This is a genomic window from Arthrobacter sp. SLBN-100 (assembly GCF_006715305.1).
Taxonomy (GTDB): domain Bacteria; phylum Actinomycetota; class Actinomycetes; order Actinomycetales; family Micrococcaceae; genus Arthrobacter.
This window is the reverse complement of record NZ_VFMY01000001.1, coordinates 315,973-333,296: the sequence shown is the minus strand read 5'-3', so window position 1 is coordinate 333,296 and position 17,324 is coordinate 315,973. Positions and strand designations below refer to the sequence as shown.

Genomic DNA, 17,324 nt, shown 5'->3' with positions numbered 1-17,324 from the left:
ATGTGCGTGGTTGCCTGTCGAACGGCAGCCAATGTGCCGATCTTCAACTGACGGGGGGGCCGGCGACCGAACAATGATGTGGTGATTAAGGGGACGTCTCACGAGAACGGTGCTCATTCGGCCCATGCCCGGGAGTGCACCTGTCTCTTGGGCTTGTCGACGTATTAGCGTCGCCGGCCACGCTCCCGTATGTCTTCAGAGCCCCGCTCTGTCAGTCGTTTCCGAGGGCCTGGTGTGGCTCTCGTACTGATTCCGGTTCCCAAAAGTCCAAACTATCCAGCCAGGTCACGAGCAAGTTGCATGTACTTTCGAAGTGATCGAACATGAGCTTCCTGGCACCTGGGGAATCACCCGATTCGATCCGGTCGATAACTGCTGTGTGACCGAAACGGTTGATCTCCGCCCATCCCGGCACGGAATGAAAAGACGAGTCAAACTGCAGGGGTACCAGCCGTCGTGCAGCCTCGGCGAACCACAGTAATTTAGGGGCATCCGCCATGGCATGGATGGCGGTGTGCAGCTCGGAGTTGAGGTCCAGCGCGTGTTTGCTGTGATGGTCGTCGAGTCGGTGCAACTCAGCGTCTAACCTGCGCAGGAAGGTGATGCTCTCCGAGTCGGACCGGGACGCCGCGCGGGCTGCCAACTCGCCTTCCGCGGTGGCCCACATAAAGTAGGTATCGACGACGTTGTCCCGCCGTATCGGTACGACGCGGAAACCTCGGTTGGGCTGATGGACAACCCACCCGTCTCGGGCTAATTGGAGAAGGGCCTCTCGGACAGGTGTGATGCTCACATCCAGTTTTTCAGCGAGAGGGGCCAGGCGCAGGGCGTCGCCGTGTTTGACTTCGCCGCTGAGGATTTGTTCGCGGATCAGCGCAGCGACCGCCTGACCCATCAACTCAAGCTTGAAGCCTTTCATAAAAAATAATTTATCATGATGGTTTTAGATACTAGCTCGGGTCCACGCCGCGTGTGGCCGTTTTTGGTTCCGCAGGAGGGCGCGGTCCTGTCGCTGCCGGGGTTCCCTCGGCCCCTTGGAGCCACCACCCCTCCCATGCCATAGAGATGAGCTGACCTGATGGGAAGCCGCGTGTGTCCCCCGCGGGGGAGGACACCCCGGTGGCATGCGCCGCATGTCGTTCATTGGGGCAGGCAGTACCTTCAATGGCGTGGGCCGCTTGGATAAATAGGTCCGTTTGACTAGCGGGGCCGCCGCTCTTGCGTCCTCTGTCGGCGGGAGGTAGAAAGCTCATAAGCGGAACCCTTTCAAGCATTATTCGTGATTCGACCCTGTGAACGGCTATCCAGTGCAGGTGCCCGTGCCCCTATAACCTGTGCCGTTCAGACCGTCGCAGAGTGTTCAAGGTTTTTCGCATCGTTCGGTTTGAGGAATACCAACTGCCTCGAAAAGCCCTTCGGGTCGAAATCAGCATCCATTACTAGTTCGGGTGTGAGCGGAAGCCGTTGTTCGAGGACCTTTCGGGCGGCCATATGCTCCGAGGGGCTGTTGACCGACTCCACTCCGGTGAGTCGGCCGTCCCTGAAGCAGTAGACCGAGAATTTGCCGCTAGCGGGCTCGCCACGCACGATCGATTCGTCGTCGCTGTGGATAATGCCTGCTATCTGAAGTTTCACTGTTCCCTGCTGGGACCAAAACCACGGGAGGCTGTCGTAGGGCGTGGGTTTGCCAGTGAGGGTCTTCGCGAGGCTTCTTGCCTGGTCGGTGGCATTCTGTACCGATTCCAACCGGATGCGCGTGCCGGTGTGCGCGCTGGGGTAGCTGCTGCAGTCGCCCAAGGCGAATATGTATGGGTCGCTCGTTCGCAGACACGCATCCACGACGATTCCGTTGTCGGTCTCCAGGCAAGCTTGTTCCGCGAGCTCGCTGTTGGGAAGTACCCCGATTCCGACAACGACGAGATCAGCGGGGTATTCCGTGCCGGTCGTGCTGACCGCGCCGGTGATCTTTCCTTCGGTCCCGGTCAGCGAGGCGATGCCTTCGCCCAGTTTCAGCTTGATGCCGTTATCTGTGTGCATGTCTGCGAAGTAGCCTGACATGAACCGTGAAAGGACGCGGCCCATGGGGCGCGGCCCAAACTCGAGAACCGTGACGTCAAGCCCTCGTTTGCGGGCCGCCGCTGCGAACTCCAGGCCTATAAAACCCGCCCCGATGACGACAACGTGCCTGGCGCTGCCGAGCTCGGACTGCAGTGCCTTGGCATCATCGAGCGTTCTGAGGTAGCGGATTCCATCCAGCTCGGAGCCCGGGACTGCTATCTCCCGGTTGCGGGCTCCCGTGGCGAAAACAAGGTGTGTGTAGGCGAGGGTGGCGCCATCGCTGGCGACGACGGTTTGCCCTGCGGGATCGACGGCGGTGACCTGCACGCCACGGTGGAATTCTACTGCGCGTTCGCCGAAGAACGCATCGGCCCTGAGTGGCAGCGGGCTTGCACTGTCGTTTTCAGACATGAAGTCCTTGGACAGAGGCGGTCGTTGGTAGGGCAGGTGTGGTTCCTCGGCGAACAAGTCGATGGCGCCCTCGTAACCTTCCGTCCTGAGCGAGTCGGCCAATTGCACACCGGCCTGTCCGCCTCCGATGATGACGATGCGGCTCATGGCTGGACCTGGGTCAGAGGGAGATCGACGGCGATCTCCTCCAGGGAGGGCCCAACCTTGATTTGGCAACCGAGGCGCGACCGTTGCTCGTGGCGGGGAGAAGAGGTGACATCCAGCATTTCTTCCTCATCCTCATTCATGGCCGGCAATGCTCCGATGTACTCTTCGCGCACATAGACGTGGCAGGTGGCGCACATGGCCTGCCCCCCGCATTCGCCAATGATTCCGTTCACCCCGTTGGTGATGGCGGCCCGCATGACGGAGGTGCCGGGGACAGCGTCGATGACGTCCGTGGCGCCGCCGGGGTGGTGGTAGAAGATTTTTGGCATGGTCTCGTTCCTAACTGATAGTGGGTGAAGTATTGGTCAGGCCCTGCGGCCGACCATGACCCGGGCCGCGTTGATGACCATGATCTGGTGAATTGTTTCTTCGGACACTCCGCGCGCCATTACGGCGGGAAGGATCCGGTCGGAGATGTTGGCGTGGTGCCAGTTCGGTGCGTGTTTGGCCCGCCAGGACGGAGGCGTGTTGATGCTGAAGAACCCGGCGTCGTGCGAGAGCGTCAGGCGGTCGGCGTAGCCGAGTTCGCAGAGTTTTACGAGCATGTCGATTCGTTGCTCGTCCGGCAGGACTTGTTCCATTCCGAACCTGTCGAGGCCGAGCGTTGATCCGTTATCCATGAGTTCGCGGAGGTAGCCCAGATCCGTGCTGTCCCCGCAGTGACCGATGACGAGGTGTTCTAGCGGAACACCGAGGGATTCGAAGAATTTTTGCTGGTCCCTGCCTGTGAAATCCTCTGCATGGGTGTGGGTGGTGATCGTTGCCCCGGTTTCCTGGTGCGCTACGGCTGCAGCACGCATGATCCGTTCAACGTCCGGGGTGATCCCGTATTCGTCGGTGGCGATCTTGATCATGGCGGCCTTCACCCCGGTGTCGGCAATCCCGGTCGTGAGATCCTTGATAAAGAACTCTTCGAGTGGTTCGGAACGGTCCACCATGAGGCCCGGTCCGTTGATTTTATAGAACATGGGGAGGTCTTTGAAGGAGTAGAACCCGGTGGCAACCACGATGTTGATGTCCGTTTCGGCCGCCACGCGCTGGACCCTGGGGATGAAGCGGCCAAGTCCGGGGACAGTCAGATCAACCACTGTCCGGATGCCTTTGGCGCTGAGGGCGTTGAGACCATCGATTGCCGTTTGTACCAGCCGTTCTTCGTCCCACTCCGGGTGCGGGTAGTCCTGCTCCAGCTCAGGGTTCTTGGTAAACAGGTGCTCGTGCGTCAGTGTTGTGCCCAGGTCCTCTACAGCAACGGGACCGCGGACGGTTTCGACAGTAGTCATGACGTGCCTTTCTAAAGCAGTTGAGGTCTTTCTTAGTGGCCAGCAGCGACTGCGGCCGGCCGGCGTACTTCGCTGATGGCTTTGCGGATCATGGCGACATCCAAGGCGGCGGTGATCATGTTGAAGCCTTCTGCGGCGAGCGTCCCGGGGTCCCCGCTGAGCCCGACGATCCGGTCCCTTTCGACACACGCCTGGCGGATCCTGCTAATCGCGTCCAGCTGCAGCGTGTCGCTGGTCTGTTCGAAGCTGAGAGGTTGGCCGCCAAGACTCACTCCTAAATCTGCGGGGCCGATGTAGACGCCGTCGACGCCTGGCGTATCCAGGATCTCCTCAAGGTTCTTGAGGCCTTCGCTGGTCTCGATCATGACCAGGCAGAGCACTTCCTGATTGACGGTTTGAGGGTCCGATCCGAGGCCGTAGCGCGCCCGGATCGGACCCCAGCTCCTGGTGCCCTGGGGATGGTAGCGGCAGGCCTGCGCCGCGAGCCTGGCCTCGTCGGCGGTGTTGATCATCGGCACAATGACGCCTTCGGCACCCGCGTCGAGGGCAATTCCAATGAGGGCTGTATCGTTGGCGGCGACCCGCACTATAGGGGTGGTCTTGCTGCGTGAGATGGCTCTGAGCATTTCAATCAGGGTGTCGTGGGATGTCAGTCCGTGCTGTTGATCTATGTAGATGAAGTCGAATCCTGCCATGGCGAATTCCTCGGCGATTTGCGCGCTGCCCAGAGCGCAGGAGAAGCCTACCGCCGTATCTCCGCCGGCCAGCATGGCTTTGAGCCGGTTGGGACGGCCGTGGCGGGTCACAGTTTGTACCAGGCCCGGGCAGTTTCGGACATCAGCTTGGCCTTCATCGTCTCGGGGATGATGGCGAGGAGTTCGTCGATGTCGTCGTCATGGCGGTGCGGGTAATCTGTAGCGAACATGAGCAGGTCTTCGGATCCGAGCCATTCAATGATCCTCTGCGAATGTTCCCGCGGGCCGAGATCTGCAGGGGCAGCGGAGAAACGGACGTGGTCCCGGATGATCTCAAGGGGGAGGCGGTCGACCCACGGTGTTTCGCGGCGCAGGCCCTTCCATTTCTTGTTCATGCTCCAGCCCCACGTGGGGACCCAGCTGAATCCGCCTTCCATGACTGCAACTCTGAGGTTCGGGAACTTCTGGAATGCGCCTTCGAACACCATGCTGGTGAGCTGGGCAACGTAGACCTGGGTTTCGGCCGCGTACTGCTCTGCGTACCACGAGGCGTAGCCGGTCGGGGATGGCGCGTCTTCGGTGGTGCCGCCCCAGTGCAGGCCGATCACGAGATCATTGCGGGTCGCGGCTTCATAGATGGGGTTAAAGATCCGCTGACCGTACAGGCGTTCTGACCGCACCGGAAGCATGACCTGGACAAAGCCCGGGTGTGACCCGACGCGGTCTATTTCCGCTGCCGCCGCGATCGGGTCGCGTGCCGGAATCACCAGTGACGCTGCCAGGCGCGGGTCCTTATCCAGCCATTCGGCAATGATCCAGTTGTTGACGGCGGAAGCCAGTGCCGCCGCCCAATCAGGGTGCCGCAGGGAGTCAACGCCGTAGTAGCAGTTCAGGACCGCGCGGTCGACGTGCCAAGGATCAAGGATGTCGTTTTGAAGCATCGACAGCTTTGATGCGGGCATCAGGCCGTCACGGCGCCATTCGTCCCGCGCAGTGGTGGCCGCCCCGGGCGGGTAGCTCAGGCGGGGTCCGGTGGGGCCGTGCCAGCCGCGCTCCAGGGTCCCTTGGACCCATACGGGATCCATGTAGTCGAAGAGGGTTTCAATGGAGGGGACGTTGGCATGGACATCGCAGTCGATGACGGGGCCGGTCCACAGGGTGCTTCGCTGGGTGCCGGTGAGCAGGGGTGTGGTCATGGCCTGACCTCTACTTTCATTTCGGTGGTCTCAGTGGGCGGGGGCGCGCAGGCGCCGGGTTTAACGGCAGTTCCGGGCCGTTGCGGCCGCATGGACAGGACCACGTAGTCGGATTCGACCGACACTTCGATTGTTTCGGCCTGGTAGGGGCCTTTAATCCGCCCCACACTCCCGCCGTCGACCTGGTCAGCCACGTCTGTGCCGGCTTCAACGTTCACGGCAAAGGGGCGGGCACGCATGTGTTTGGGATCCCAGTAGGACTGTCCGGTTTTGATGTCGAACTCCCAGTTGTGCCAGGGGCATGTGAGCAGATCCTGTGAGTCATCCAGGGTGATGTGTCCGGGGACCGTGGCTGTCACGGAGTTGACGAGTTGCCCCTGGCACAGGGGCCCGCCGACGTGGGGGCAACGGTTGAGCATGCCGTAGTAGGAGCCCTTGATGTTGAAGATTCCCACTTCGCGGCCGCCGACATCGACGATGAGGCGGCTGCCCGGTGGTATCTCTTCTGCCCGAGCCACCACAAATTTCTGGGGTTTCTTGACGGAAGCTACTGCTTCGTTCATTTCGTATTCGCTTTCTGCTTACCGGGCAACGGCGCCGGCGCGGGATTGTTGGCTGAGCCAGGAAGGATCCAGGTCCTGAATGGAGGAGCATCCAAGGAGGCGCATGGTGCGAACCATCTCGGTGCGGGTCGTTTCCAGAACGTGGGATACGCCCGCTTCCCCGTCAACCGCCAGCCCCCACGCGGGCAGTCGGCCCACCATGACGGCCTTCGCGCCGAGGGCGAGAGCCTTCAGGACGTCGCTTCCGCGGCGGATTCCGCTGTCGAGGATGACGGTCACGTCGTCGCCGACTGCCTCCACGATCTGAGGGAGAACGGCTATGGAGGCGGGAACGCCGTCGAGTTGGCGACCGCCGTGGTTTGAGACGATGATTCCGTCCACACCCAGCTTGACCGCCGTGCGCGCATCGGAGGTGCTGAGGATTCCTTTGATGATCAGCGGACCGTCCCAGTTCGCCCTCATCCAGGCGATGTCATCCCAAGACGGGGAATGCGATTCTTTTCCTGTCCGGATCATTTCGGTGAGTTCCATTGGCTTGCCGTCGACGGTGAGATCGGCGGTGTTTGGCAATACGAACGGCATGCCGTCTCGCATGAACCGGTACACCCACCCGGGCCGGCTGATCATTTTCGGGGCCATCCTGAACACGTTTGAGAGATTGATGCTCATGTTGTAGCTGAAGCCGTTGCGGAAGTCCTTTTCTCGGTTCCCGGAGACACTGGTATCGATTGTTGCCACGAGTCCTTCGAAGCCGGCCGCTTTGGCGCGGCGGATGAGTGATCTCATGGCGTCCTGGCTGGAAAACTTGTAGGCCTGGAACCATTGCTGACCCGGCGTCTCGGCGATTTCTTCCAAGGTGTATCCGGAAGCGGAGGTCGCAACGTGGGCGATCCCGGCCTTTGAAGCCGCTGCTGCGATGCCCAGATCCCCGTGCGGATGCACAAGCCGCATCCCCCCGCAGGGTGCTGTGAGGATCGGCATGGAGAGCTCGAGTCCTAGCAGGTTGGTGCTCAGGTCGGGTTTCTCAACCCAGGTTGCACCATGGGGTTCGAAGGCCAGGTCCCGGAAGCCCTGGACATTTCTCCGTAGCGTGACTTCGTCTTCGGCTCCGCCGTCGACGTAGTCGAAGATGGCCGCGGGGAGCTGCCTTTTGGCGCTGGCCCGGGCGTCGTCGTAGTTAAGGACTGTTGCCAGCCGGCGTTTGCCCAGAGCGCTTGTGATCGCCACAGTTGCTACGCCCCGTTCGGGGAGGGCAGGCCGCTGTTTTCGCGCAGCGGGATGCCGTAAAGTTTGCTGGCGTTCTCGCCCAGGATGCGGCGGCGGCGATCTTCGGGAAAGCTCTCAGGTACGGATTCGTACGGCGAGTCGTAGTCCCAGTGGGGATAGTCCGAGGAGAACATCAGCCGGTCAGCGAAGCCGGAGTCTTCGAACATGCCGAATACACCTTCCAGCATGTCGGGCCGTTCCGGTTCCTCCAGTGGCTGCGTGCTGAACCAGAAGTGTTCCTTTAGATACTCCGAGGGCTTACGCTGCAGATGCGGCAGTTCGTGGCGGAGCTTTTCCCACGTTGCGTCCAGACGCCAGCTGAACGGGGCGACCCAGTCCCAGCCCATCTCAAGCATCGCAATTTTGAGTTTCGGGAAGCGATCGAACACGCCCTCGAAAATGAGGCTCGGCACAAGGGCCAGCGGAAGAACTCCGAAGGCCGCGTGGGTTTCAGCGTAGAAGTTCTGGCGTCCGGCTCCCGTGGGCTGCCGTCCCATACCGGGTACATGGAAGGACAGCGGAATGTCGTAGCTTTCGCAGGCCTCAAAGATGGGCCAGTAGCGGCGCTTTCCCAGCGGATCCTGGCCGGAGGGTGACATCAGCACCTGCACGAATTTGTCCCCGAATTGGCCCTCCTTGCAGCGCTGGATCTCCCGCTCGCCGCCGGGCAGGTCGCGGGCCACGGTGACGGAGGCCCGGAACCTGTCATCTGCTGCGCACCAGGTTTCGGCCAGCGCGTTGTTGTAGGCACGGTACAGACTGGTTGCCAGCTTGTGGGGCATATTAGCCCCGCCGTTGGTGATGATGTAGGTCTGCGGGCAGGTCAGGACGGCGGCCGTCATATCGAAGGGGTCAAGTACTTGCTCGACGGCCAGGTAGGGATCAAGGCCAACCCGTCCGTTGTCGTCCATGGCGTCAAGCCGGTGGGTGAATTCGCGCTGGGAAGGGTAAACGCCGCCGCCCATGGCGCCCAGACCATAGCGGCTGATGTATTCCTTCCACTGCTGCGGGAGGTGATCGGCCACCTGGGGGTCAGTGGGCAGGGGCATTGGGTGGAAATCCACATCAATAACCCCGAGCTTGGATCCGGTTTTGGACACGTTGGAGACACTTAAGTCTGTGATAGTCATTGTTTCCTTCTAGATTCTTGTCTTAGGCGGAATCCCTAGAGCTTTGCTTTGTAGGTTTCCTTTGCCATCAGCACCCCGATGAGTGACAGCAGGCTCACGGCTCCAGTGAAGACGACGACCAGTTCGGAATGGGGCGCACCGCCCCCGGTGATCAGCAGCCAGGTGCAGACAGCGGGGGTCAGCCCGCCGCCCAGGGTACCTGCGATCTGATAGCCCATCGAGGAACCGGTGTAGCGAAGATGGGTGGGGAACAGCTCTCCCAGCCATGCCGCCAAGGGTGCGTAGCAAATGGCGTGGGCGATGGAAATGAGGGAGATGGACCAGTACAGTCCCGCGATGCTGCCGGCATTCATCTGGGCAAAGAAGATCACACCTGTGACTGCCTGCATGATGAGGCCGAGACCCACGACCTTTTTACGCCCGATGTAGTCAGACCACGTCGCGAAGATCGGCTGCCCAATCACGCCCAAGGCAGCCGCGACGATGGAAGCGGTCAGCAGGTCCGACCGGGAGAAGCCCACTTGCAGGCCGTAGGAGGCAGCGAACGTCAGATACACGGCACTGACGGCAAACGGCCCGATAACGAGCAGGATGGTGACAATCAGTGTCCGCGGGTGTCGGAAGACCTCTACGAGAGGTGCCTTCTTCTGGGCGGGCGTCTGCGCCTGTTTCTTTTGTTCGGCGAGGAAGACCGGGCTTTCACTCACGCCGAGGCGTATCCACAAACCGATCATGACAAGAACCGCCGAGAGCAGGAACGGGATGCGCCATCCCCAGGCCAGGAGTTGATCTTCGGGCATCACCCCGGCGACCAAAGCGAACACCCCATTAGCAACGAGGATTCCACCTGTCAGGCCCATCTGCGGGAAGCTGCTGGAGAAGCCGCGGCGCTTGGGTGAGTGCTCCATGGCCATCAGAACTGCCCCGCCCCATTCGCCGCCGGCGGCGATGCCCTGGACGAGCCGGAGGATCAGCAGCAGGATCGGTGCCGCCACGCCAATTTGGGCGTAGGTGGGGAGCAAACCCATGGCCGTGGTGCAGACGCCCATGGCCAGGATGGAGAGAACGAGCATTTGTTTCCGTCCGACCTTGTCGCCGTAGTGGCCCCAAATGGCGCCACCCAGCGGCCGTGCGAAGAACCCGACGGCAAGGGTGGTGAAGGCGAGGAACGTGCCGACCAAGGGATCGAACTGCGGGAAGAACAGGACGTTGAACACCATCGCTGACGCGATTCCGAACAGGTAGAAGTCGTACCACTCGATCAAAGCCCCGACCAGGCTCGACAGCAGGACCCTCCGCTGCTGCCGGGGAGTAGAGACAGCCAAATCCGGGTCTATGGTCAGCCCGCTTGGCGGGATAGATGTGCTCGTCGTTGAGTCGTCCATTGCGGCCTCCGTGTACAACCGGGCACTTCCCGGCTTTGAGTAGACGATAGCTTTTATATTTTATTAAATCAAGCAAAAAAGTGATGTCAGTTACTAAGTGATATCCGGGCGCCGGGATAGAGACCAGGGCAAATTTATTAAAGGGATGGCGTATTGGCAGCCGCGAGGGGGCGCATGACCAGCCGCTGGCGAGGTGCGTCAGACCCTGACATGACCGGCGTCCTGTTGAGCGGTCAACCCCGGCGTCATGCCATGCCGCCGAAGGATATCCATGAACCACCAGAAGCAACTTCGCTGTTTGTCATTCTGATCCCCATCATCGCTGGGTCGGCCCTCCCCGCAACGAGGGCCCTACGCGCCGGGCTCGATTCAACGTTTCGTTCGGCGCTCCGCCGTCGCTTATCTCCTCCCGCAACGTTGAACCGCTCCGGTCCCCCAAGTTGCACTCCGGACCCTCAACCCAGCTGTGACTCCGTGTATCTGACAGACACATCCTGTGCCGAGCCAGCCGCTGAAGGAGAAGGAACATGGAACCCATCACCATAAAAACCCCAGCCGACGTCCTGAGCTTCATTGGGCACTGAAGAAACTTCGCTTCACGGACACATGGACGCAGGGGCTGTCTAGGAAAACGCGCTCAGCCCTATTGCGCCGAACAAGAACTTGAGCCACAGTCTAGGAGCCGGCCGACTCGATCTTCGCGGGGATGCAGTAGTAACGAGTCCGCCCCACGCGCTTAACTAGACCGCCACGGACAAAGCCTTCCAAAAGATCCAGGAGTTCAACGCGATTAAGGTTTGCAGAAACTCGTTCTTGGTGACCTCTCCGAAGCTTATTCATTGCTGGCAGATCATCCATCGCGAGCGCGGCTTCTCCGGTGAGCGATCCGTGCAGAGCAAGCAAGTGTTGGACGTCGTGCCGGTTGAGCCCGGGTGTACGGCCGGTACGATTGCGGTGGTTCAACTTAACGAATACATCCTCAAGTGTTGGCTCGGAGCGGTACTCCGGGAAGCGACAGCCTCGGCAGACCCACGGGTTCTGAGTGGAACGGCGGGACTCTGGCAACTTGAAAATGCTCTCCCCGGTGATCCAAGAAGCTCCGCAAACACCGCAGACACCGGAGTACTTGGAGAGGATTCCGAATCGCTCCTCAAAGTTACCTCGTGGCTGATTCCTAGCAAACTGGGGTCGAGAATCAGGCAAGCGATGGAAGTTTGTCATGTCTTTAAACCTACGGCGTCAGCTGGCGGGAACTGCGCTCCAGTAGGGACAACGAGGACGCGTCCAAGACGCGTCCTCGAAGGGGCCTCCGGAACGGCTAGACCTAGGCTTTGAGCTTCCGCGGATCAGGGAACCCGAGCGAGACATACCCCGGAGCCCGCTTGTTCAGGGACGCGGCCAGTACGGGTGTGGATTCGTCGTAGTAGTCGTGAACGGTCGACACAGTTTTCCCCGGGTACGGCCGGATTACCCGGCCGACGTACTGGACCAGTCTGCCTTTGAACGACACAGGCGCTGCAAGGAATAGGGTATCCAGTTTTGGGCAGTCAAAGCCTTCTCCAATGTATGAGCCGGTGCCCAAGACCAGCAGAGGCTGCGCATCATCCGTGCTGGCAAGGAGGTCGACGGCGGCCTGTCGTTCCTTGGCCTTCATCGCCCCGGTGAAAACCACGGGATTCAGACCAGCCGCCTCGAACCGGGACCTCAGGGACTCAAGATGGGCTTTCCACGTCGTCAGTAGGAGGATTCGGGAGTTCTGTTCGTAGGCTTCAATGACGTCGTCGTAGATTTGCTGCAGGCGTTCCTCGTTGGCGATCAAGTCCTTGTAGATGGCAGAGATCCCGCCCGGTTCGCTGGGGTCTGCGGCGCCGTCGTACACGTATGAGGTCCGGTGCAGTTCCAAGGCCAGCGTCTGTTCGGCAATCGCGTGGGCGTGCGTTGGCAGCTGCTGCGGAACAGCTGGGGAAATCGTGTGGGAGATTTGGCCGAGCTGGTGATAGATCAGCGAGTCCAACTTGTCGCGGCGGTATGGTGTTGCCGTCAGCCCCAGCCAGTACCGGGCCTGGATCTGGTTCATGACGTGGGTGAACGCTGCCGCCGGGACGTGGTGACATTCGTCTACGATGACGAAACCGTAGTCGGCGGTCAGCTCGGCAACATTTTCCCGCCGTGCCAGCGTAGGCAACAGCGCGACATCGACCCGCCCCGTCGTCTTGGCACGGCCACCTCCGATTTGGCCGCACTGCTCGTCCATGAATTGGCGGATGCGGCTGCGCCATTGCTCCGCCAAGGCTTTGCGATCAACCAGAATGAGGGTTGAGACGCCGCGCAGTGCCATCGCAGCACACGCCATCACAGTCTTTCCCGTACCGGGCGGGGCTACCAGGACTCCGTGCTCGGCGGCAGTGGCGGCGTCCAAGCCGCTTTGTTGTTCGGAGCGCAGGCTGGCCGAGAACTCGAAGCTTTGAGCCGTGCCTCGCGCCCGTTGATCATCAATGCGCAGCGAGCTGCCACTCGATTCGACGAGTTGCTGTAACAGGGGCAACAAACCACGGGGCAAGATAAGGTCGCCGTCAAGCGTTTCGTCGTAGTTCCGCAGGTATCGAGGAATGTTCCAGGTGGACCGCCTCTGGCGTTGGCGTTCATAGAACTCCGGGTTCGGCATGGACGCGGCATGCTTGACGGCCGCGATCATTGCTGGTCCAAGGTCCGCAGCTTTGATCGTCAGACGGGAACCGAAACCTGCGCGGACAACCAGCGCGGGGCGCGGAACAATTTTGGACGATTGGGGCAACTCCAGCCGGCGAACTTCATTTCCCAGCTTAACTGCCGGAAGTCTCCGGATGTGGTCGCGAACTTCACGGTCCGAAAGCCGATCCAAACTGGAAAGATACGCCCACTGGTCCTCATATGGTTCGAGGGTCGTTGTGCCGAGGAACAGGGTGGTGCCATGCTGCCGGCGCTTGCCGTTCAGCGGTGCGGCTATCAGGTTCCCCATACCCTTGCCTGAGTGAACGTCTTGGGCGGGAAAAAGCCTGTCGTAGCTGGCCAGGCTCATGCTGCCTCGCAGTGCCATCGCCTCATGAATGAGGCCGGTGCCAAGCTGGCGAGCTGCAGAGGCAGGGACTGCCGCGCTGAAGAAGATCCAAACATGGGCACCACGACCGGACTGGGACACTTCCAGGGCCGCGGGAATACCTCGAAACCGAGCAGCCTTAGCGTACGCAAGTGCATCGAGCATTGCGGCGCCGCCGTCAAAGTCCGCTGCGACCCACCAGCAGGTGTCCTGTTCCGTCAAGGGATAGAGGCCAATGTGCTGCTCTCCGCGCAAATGGTCGGCAACGACTAATGGAGTAAGCGGCAGGAACCTGGCGCCTGCGATGTTCGCGCCTTTACGCCAACCACCGGCGACGGCAGGAACCCAGCCGGAGCGCCCGTCCCGCGAGTTTTCCCACCGGACTGCGTACACATCATTGCGCGCCCTGAACAGATCCTGGAACAGCCGGACTTTCGCTTCCGGAGACGAATCCATGGTGACCGGACCATGGTGCACCACTGAAGGAAGTACAGCCTGAGCCAAGTGGGCTGCCTTTGACTCCGCTTCCGTGAGTTCCAAGAGCTTCCGCAGTCTGGCGTTGTCCAGACGAAGCTCCTCGAGCTCACGTCTTAACGCCCTGTCTGCCGCAAGGGAAAGGCCCGGCAATGCAGTTTGCGCACCAACTTCAGGAGTGTCTTCAATCACGGTTCCAATTCTCATACAGCCGGCAGGGAACCACGGGAACATGCGGAATCCGCGGCAGTCTAAGGCTGTGCGTGACCGTCCGGGACGAAAAGTGTGGACGCATCCACACTTTCTTTTGGGCCCTATCCCGGCATCGGAGCACTCAACAAGAGACCCTGCAGGCTAGTTTGGACGAGGCTTACAAAGTGGCGGAATCCTTGTTATCAGCGTTCGCTGCATCTCAGCGCTGAAGGCCGGGGACTGTCCATGTTCTGCTATGACTTTGTTTCGTTTGGGTGGCTTGTATGGACCTGCTCTAGGTAGACAACCTGGTCCAAAACGTAAAACCAGATGCGTGCATCACCCTTCAAGGTGGGCTTGTGCTGCCATCTGTCGTGGGTAACGCCGCCTCGTGACACGCTGCCCAGATCACCACGCAATCTGTAGTTCGTTGGTGTCGTCACTTGCGGAGTGCGGGTAAGAAAGTCCCATGAATCCACCAGTGAGTTCCTGATCGTGGCTTTCAGATCCGTCCAACCGCGTTTAGCCTGCACCGATGCGAAACGCAGCTCGTATTCACTCTTCTTTGTCGGCCGCTCGACCTTTTCGCTCTTGGCCATCCCTTAGGGACGCTCAACAGTTTCGGCGTCATCAAGCCATTCGATCGTTTCCTTGCCGAGGCCGGCGGCGATGGCAGTTGCAGTCTCACGCCAGGCATTGAGTTCCGCAATGGCCAGATGCGGCTGGTTGGTTGCGAAAGAGGCTCGTGCTGCCGCCACGATCTCCGAGGCGCATGTTTCCCGGTCTATCTGGCTCAGGGCAAGCATCCAGGGAAATCGATCACTCATGCGGTTCGCGAGCGTCCCCTCTGTACTGGTGGTAACAGCAATTAACTGCGCGGCCAGTTCCAGCAGTGACGCACGTGCCCGGTCTGCGCTCTCGGACATGAGCACCAGATGCTCGCCGTCGCGTCGAGTGATTTGAATCGGGTGATCCGCTGCAGCGGCAAAGGCCTCAGCGGAGGCGCGGCTTAGTTCGGAAGACTGGAACGTCGTTCGGGAAGTGGCTAATGCGCTCATACACTTACACTACTTCAGACCATGTTCTGAAGTATAGCCAGCTGTCCCGCAGACGCCCACGTTGTGAATGCCTGCCCATGTAGGTCATGCCGTTTGATTCCCCGACGGTGATGAACCCACAGGCGCTCCGTCGCCGCTTGTTCATTCTGATGGCCCACTGATGTCTTGGCGGGTGGTCTCGCGTAGACCGGGTTCGCTGCAGCGCGCCCGTACGTTTGACAAGCCCGTCGTGCAGCCCAGAAGTCGTTCCGCTATCCGAACGACATCCCACCCGCAGAGAGACTCGGTGCCGATCGAAAACAAAGCAGACATAAGTGCGGACAATGTCAACACCCTCTTTGGCAGGACAAACCCAGCACCCTCAGCGTCTGGGCGGTAAATAGAGCGAGCTTTTGCAGCAAAGCCGCACCAAGGTCGGTGTCGTCATGTCGTACCCGTCACCAGGAACCATGAATAGGTGTTGGCCACCCACGACCAACCCGAAAGAACGGAACGAGGAACCACACACACCCAGCCACAGCAGGCGGAAGGCCCACCAGTCAGGGACTTGAACCCGCCACCCCACACACCTGAACAGGCCCCGCGGCAGTCAGGCCGTAGCCCGCGAACCAGCCGTCAGAGCGGCGCGACCACAAGCTTTGTCAACACGTCAAAGCAAAATCGCCTCTGACGAGGGAAAACATCGTGCCCGAGGTGGGACTCGAACTGCATTCGAGCCCTTGAAAACACTGGGAACGCCAGAAAACATACGGAATCCGAGGCAGTCCGGCCGACATATGGCCCAGTCCGACGCCGAATGTGTTGACAGTGTCAACACTCTCTTTTTGCCACTTCGAAGCATCTCCGAACCGCAGGTGAACGCACGGCTACCGTTTGACGAGGTGGGTCGCAATCGTCCCCGCGCTGTCCTGCAGTGTGATGTCGCCGGCTGCCACACCCACGACGAGATTGAAGGCCTCGTCAGTGCTGAAGTCATGCCGGGAGCCGTTGATCCAGAGCATCAGAACCATCAGCGTCCAGGCCGTGCGTTTATTCCCGTCGATCAGGGGGTGAAACCGCGCCACCGACTCCATGAGCGCCGCTGCCTTCGTCGCTAACTGCGGATAGGCTTCCACCCCCATCACAGTGGTCGCAGGCCTCGCCAGTGCCGAGGCCAGAAGCCCGATATCACGGACATGGTATCCAAACCGGTCAACGACCTGCAAAGCGTCCTCAATCTCGAGGTACTCGGTCACGCATCCTCAAGGCGCGTCAAAAGCTCCGCATCATGGCTCAACACGAAATCCAGACCCTCGCGGATATCACGGGTCCGACGGTGACGCTGCAGGACCAGCTCTGCACCCTGGAGCAACAACGCAGACTTCGACGTATGTTCCTCGGCAGCCAGCTGGTCCAAACGCCGGTCAAGATTTTCGGGAACACGCAGATTCATAGCCATTCACCAATGGTACCAAAACAGTACCAGCAAGGGTCCCGTCTCAGTTAAGTTGGCAACGCCGATCCGCTACCGTCAACAGCGCGGCCAGGGTACTGTCCCAAGTTCCATCACCGCTGTAGCGGCGGTGCCGCTCCCAAGCATCTGCCACGAACCAACTCGGCCGGCACATCCCGCCAAGCGATCCCGCAGCGGTATCGGTAAATAATGTCCTCGACCACCCGCCGGTCGTCCCGGAACGGGCGACCCCGGCGGCCAATGGAAGACGGCAGCAACGGCTAAATAAGGGCCCACTGCCCATCAGTCAAAACATAGAAATACGAGACACCCATCACGCATTCCGGACAGGCTTGGGAGACACGCCCTAGCGGCGTTCGAAGGTTCCCGTCAGCCTCGCCCGGCCCAAGGTGTGGTTGGAGAGCGCGGATTGCAGGGCGGCTGGGGTGTCATCAGTGCGAAGGTCCAGCCGTTCAACATCCATGGCGTGGACCACCAGCAAATACCGGTGCTGACCGTGCCCGGGAGGCGGGGCAGCTCCCACGAAACCGACAAATCCGGCATCGTTCTTCAATTGCACTGCACCAGACGGTAACCGGGAGTTGTCCCGGGAACCTGCACCGGCCGGGAGGGAGGTGACGTCTGCCGGGATGTTCACCACAGCCCAATGCCAGTAGCCCGCGCCTGGGGCATCGGGGTCGAAGACGGTGACTGCGTAGCTCCTGGTTCCCTCGGGCGCGCCCGACCAGGTGAGCTGGGGCGATTCGTCCCGCCCGCCGGATCCCAGGACGGCGCTGCGTTGAGCTTCCGGAAGAACCTCGCCGTCCTCGAAGGATTCGCTGATGACTTCGAAGGATTCGATCCCGGATGTTGGTGCAAATGGATCATGCGTTTTCATGGC

The 17,324-nt window shown here is 60.6% G+C and carries 17 protein-coding genes; all 17 read right to left on the bottom strand.

Annotation, left to right across the window (positions count from 1 at the left end):
- Positions 1-211: 211 nt before the first annotated feature.
- The 17 genes from FBY31_RS01455 to FBY31_RS01375 all read right to left on the bottom strand — a co-directional run bounded on the left by FBY31_RS01455 (position 212) and on the right by FBY31_RS01375 (position 17,321).
- Positions 212-919, bottom strand: a complete 708-nt coding sequence (locus FBY31_RS01455) for a GntR family transcriptional regulator (RefSeq protein ID WP_142036022.1) — start codon at positions 917-919, stop codon at positions 212-214.
- Between the two features lie 422 nt (positions 920-1,341).
- A complete protein-coding gene (locus FBY31_RS01450; RefSeq protein ID WP_142036020.1) occupies positions 1,342-2,616 on the bottom strand; it encodes an NAD(P)/FAD-dependent oxidoreductase in 1,275 nt (424 codons plus the stop codon).
- The gene (locus tag FBY31_RS01445; protein ID WP_142036017.1) at positions 2,613-2,945 is read right to left on the bottom strand and encodes a 2Fe-2S iron-sulfur cluster-binding protein; all 333 of its coding nucleotides are present in this window, start codon (positions 2,943-2,945) and stop codon (positions 2,613-2,615) included. The genes FBY31_RS01450 and FBY31_RS01445 overlap by 4 nt, the downstream gene beginning before the upstream one ends.
- A 36-nt stretch (positions 2,946-2,981) precedes the next feature.
- Complete coding sequence (locus FBY31_RS01440; protein WP_142036014.1) at positions 2,982-3,956, bottom strand: phosphotriesterase family protein; 975 nt, start codon at positions 3,954-3,956, stop codon at positions 2,982-2,984.
- A gap of 32 nt (positions 3,957-3,988) precedes the next feature.
- On the bottom strand, positions 3,989-4,762 hold the full coding sequence (locus FBY31_RS01435) for an HpcH/HpaI aldolase family protein (RefSeq protein ID WP_142036012.1): 774 nt from the start codon (positions 4,760-4,762) through the stop codon (positions 3,989-3,991).
- Positions 4,759-5,847: an amidohydrolase family protein gene (locus tag FBY31_RS01430; RefSeq protein ID WP_142036009.1), complete on the bottom strand. Its 1,089-nt coding sequence runs from the start codon at positions 5,845-5,847 to the stop codon at positions 4,759-4,761. The genes FBY31_RS01435 and FBY31_RS01430 overlap by 4 nt, the downstream gene beginning before the upstream one ends.
- Positions 5,844-6,410, bottom strand: a complete 567-nt coding sequence (locus tag FBY31_RS01425) for a Rieske (2Fe-2S) protein (RefSeq protein ID WP_142036006.1) — start codon at positions 6,408-6,410, stop codon at positions 5,844-5,846. The genes FBY31_RS01430 and FBY31_RS01425 overlap by 4 nt, the downstream gene beginning before the upstream one ends.
- A gap of 18 nt (positions 6,411-6,428) precedes the next feature.
- Positions 6,429-7,637, bottom strand: a complete 1,209-nt coding sequence (locus FBY31_RS01420) for an alpha-hydroxy acid oxidase (protein ID WP_142036003.1) — start codon at positions 7,635-7,637, stop codon at positions 6,429-6,431.
- A 5-nt stretch (positions 7,638-7,642) separates the two neighbouring features.
- A complete protein-coding gene (locus FBY31_RS01415) occupies positions 7,643-8,806 on the bottom strand; it encodes an amidohydrolase family protein (RefSeq protein ID WP_142036000.1) in 1,164 nt (387 codons plus the stop codon).
- Positions 8,807-8,841: 35 nt separating this feature from the next.
- Entirely contained in the window at positions 8,842-10,191 is a 1,350-nt protein-coding gene (locus FBY31_RS01410) for an MFS transporter (protein ID WP_142035996.1), read from the bottom strand.
- A 1,324-nt stretch (positions 10,192-11,515) separates the two neighbouring features.
- A complete protein-coding gene (locus FBY31_RS01405; RefSeq protein ID WP_235012865.1) occupies positions 11,516-13,933 on the bottom strand; it encodes a DEAD/DEAH box helicase in 2,418 nt (805 codons plus the stop codon).
- Between the two features lie 254 nt (positions 13,934-14,187).
- The gene (locus FBY31_RS01400) at positions 14,188-14,532 is read right to left on the bottom strand and encodes a hypothetical protein (RefSeq protein WP_142035990.1); all 345 of its coding nucleotides are present in this window, start codon (positions 14,530-14,532) and stop codon (positions 14,188-14,190) included.
- A gap of 3 nt (positions 14,533-14,535) precedes the next feature.
- On the bottom strand, positions 14,536-14,991 hold the full coding sequence (locus tag FBY31_RS01395) for a prevent-host-death protein (protein WP_142035987.1): 456 nt from the start codon (positions 14,989-14,991) through the stop codon (positions 14,536-14,538).
- An 866-nt stretch (positions 14,992-15,857) separates the two neighbouring features.
- Positions 15,858-16,226: a type II toxin-antitoxin system death-on-curing family toxin gene (locus FBY31_RS01390; protein ID WP_142035984.1), complete on the bottom strand. Its 369-nt coding sequence runs from the start codon at positions 16,224-16,226 to the stop codon at positions 15,858-15,860.
- Positions 16,223-16,429: a ribbon-helix-helix protein, CopG family gene (locus FBY31_RS01385; RefSeq protein WP_235012864.1), complete on the bottom strand. Its 207-nt coding sequence runs from the start codon at positions 16,427-16,429 to the stop codon at positions 16,223-16,225. Before FBY31_RS01385 ends, FBY31_RS01390 begins: the two co-directional genes overlap by 4 nt.
- A gap of 107 nt (positions 16,430-16,536) precedes the next feature.
- Positions 16,537-16,701, bottom strand: coding sequence for a transposase (locus FBY31_RS23735; RefSeq protein WP_142035981.1), 165 nt, complete (start codon positions 16,699-16,701; stop codon positions 16,537-16,539).
- An 89-nt stretch (positions 16,702-16,790) separates the two neighbouring features.
- The gene (locus FBY31_RS01375; protein ID WP_142035978.1) at positions 16,791-17,321 is read right to left on the bottom strand and encodes a YbhB/YbcL family Raf kinase inhibitor-like protein; all 531 of its coding nucleotides are present in this window, start codon (positions 17,319-17,321) and stop codon (positions 16,791-16,793) included.
- Positions 17,322-17,324 lie beyond the last annotated feature (3 nt).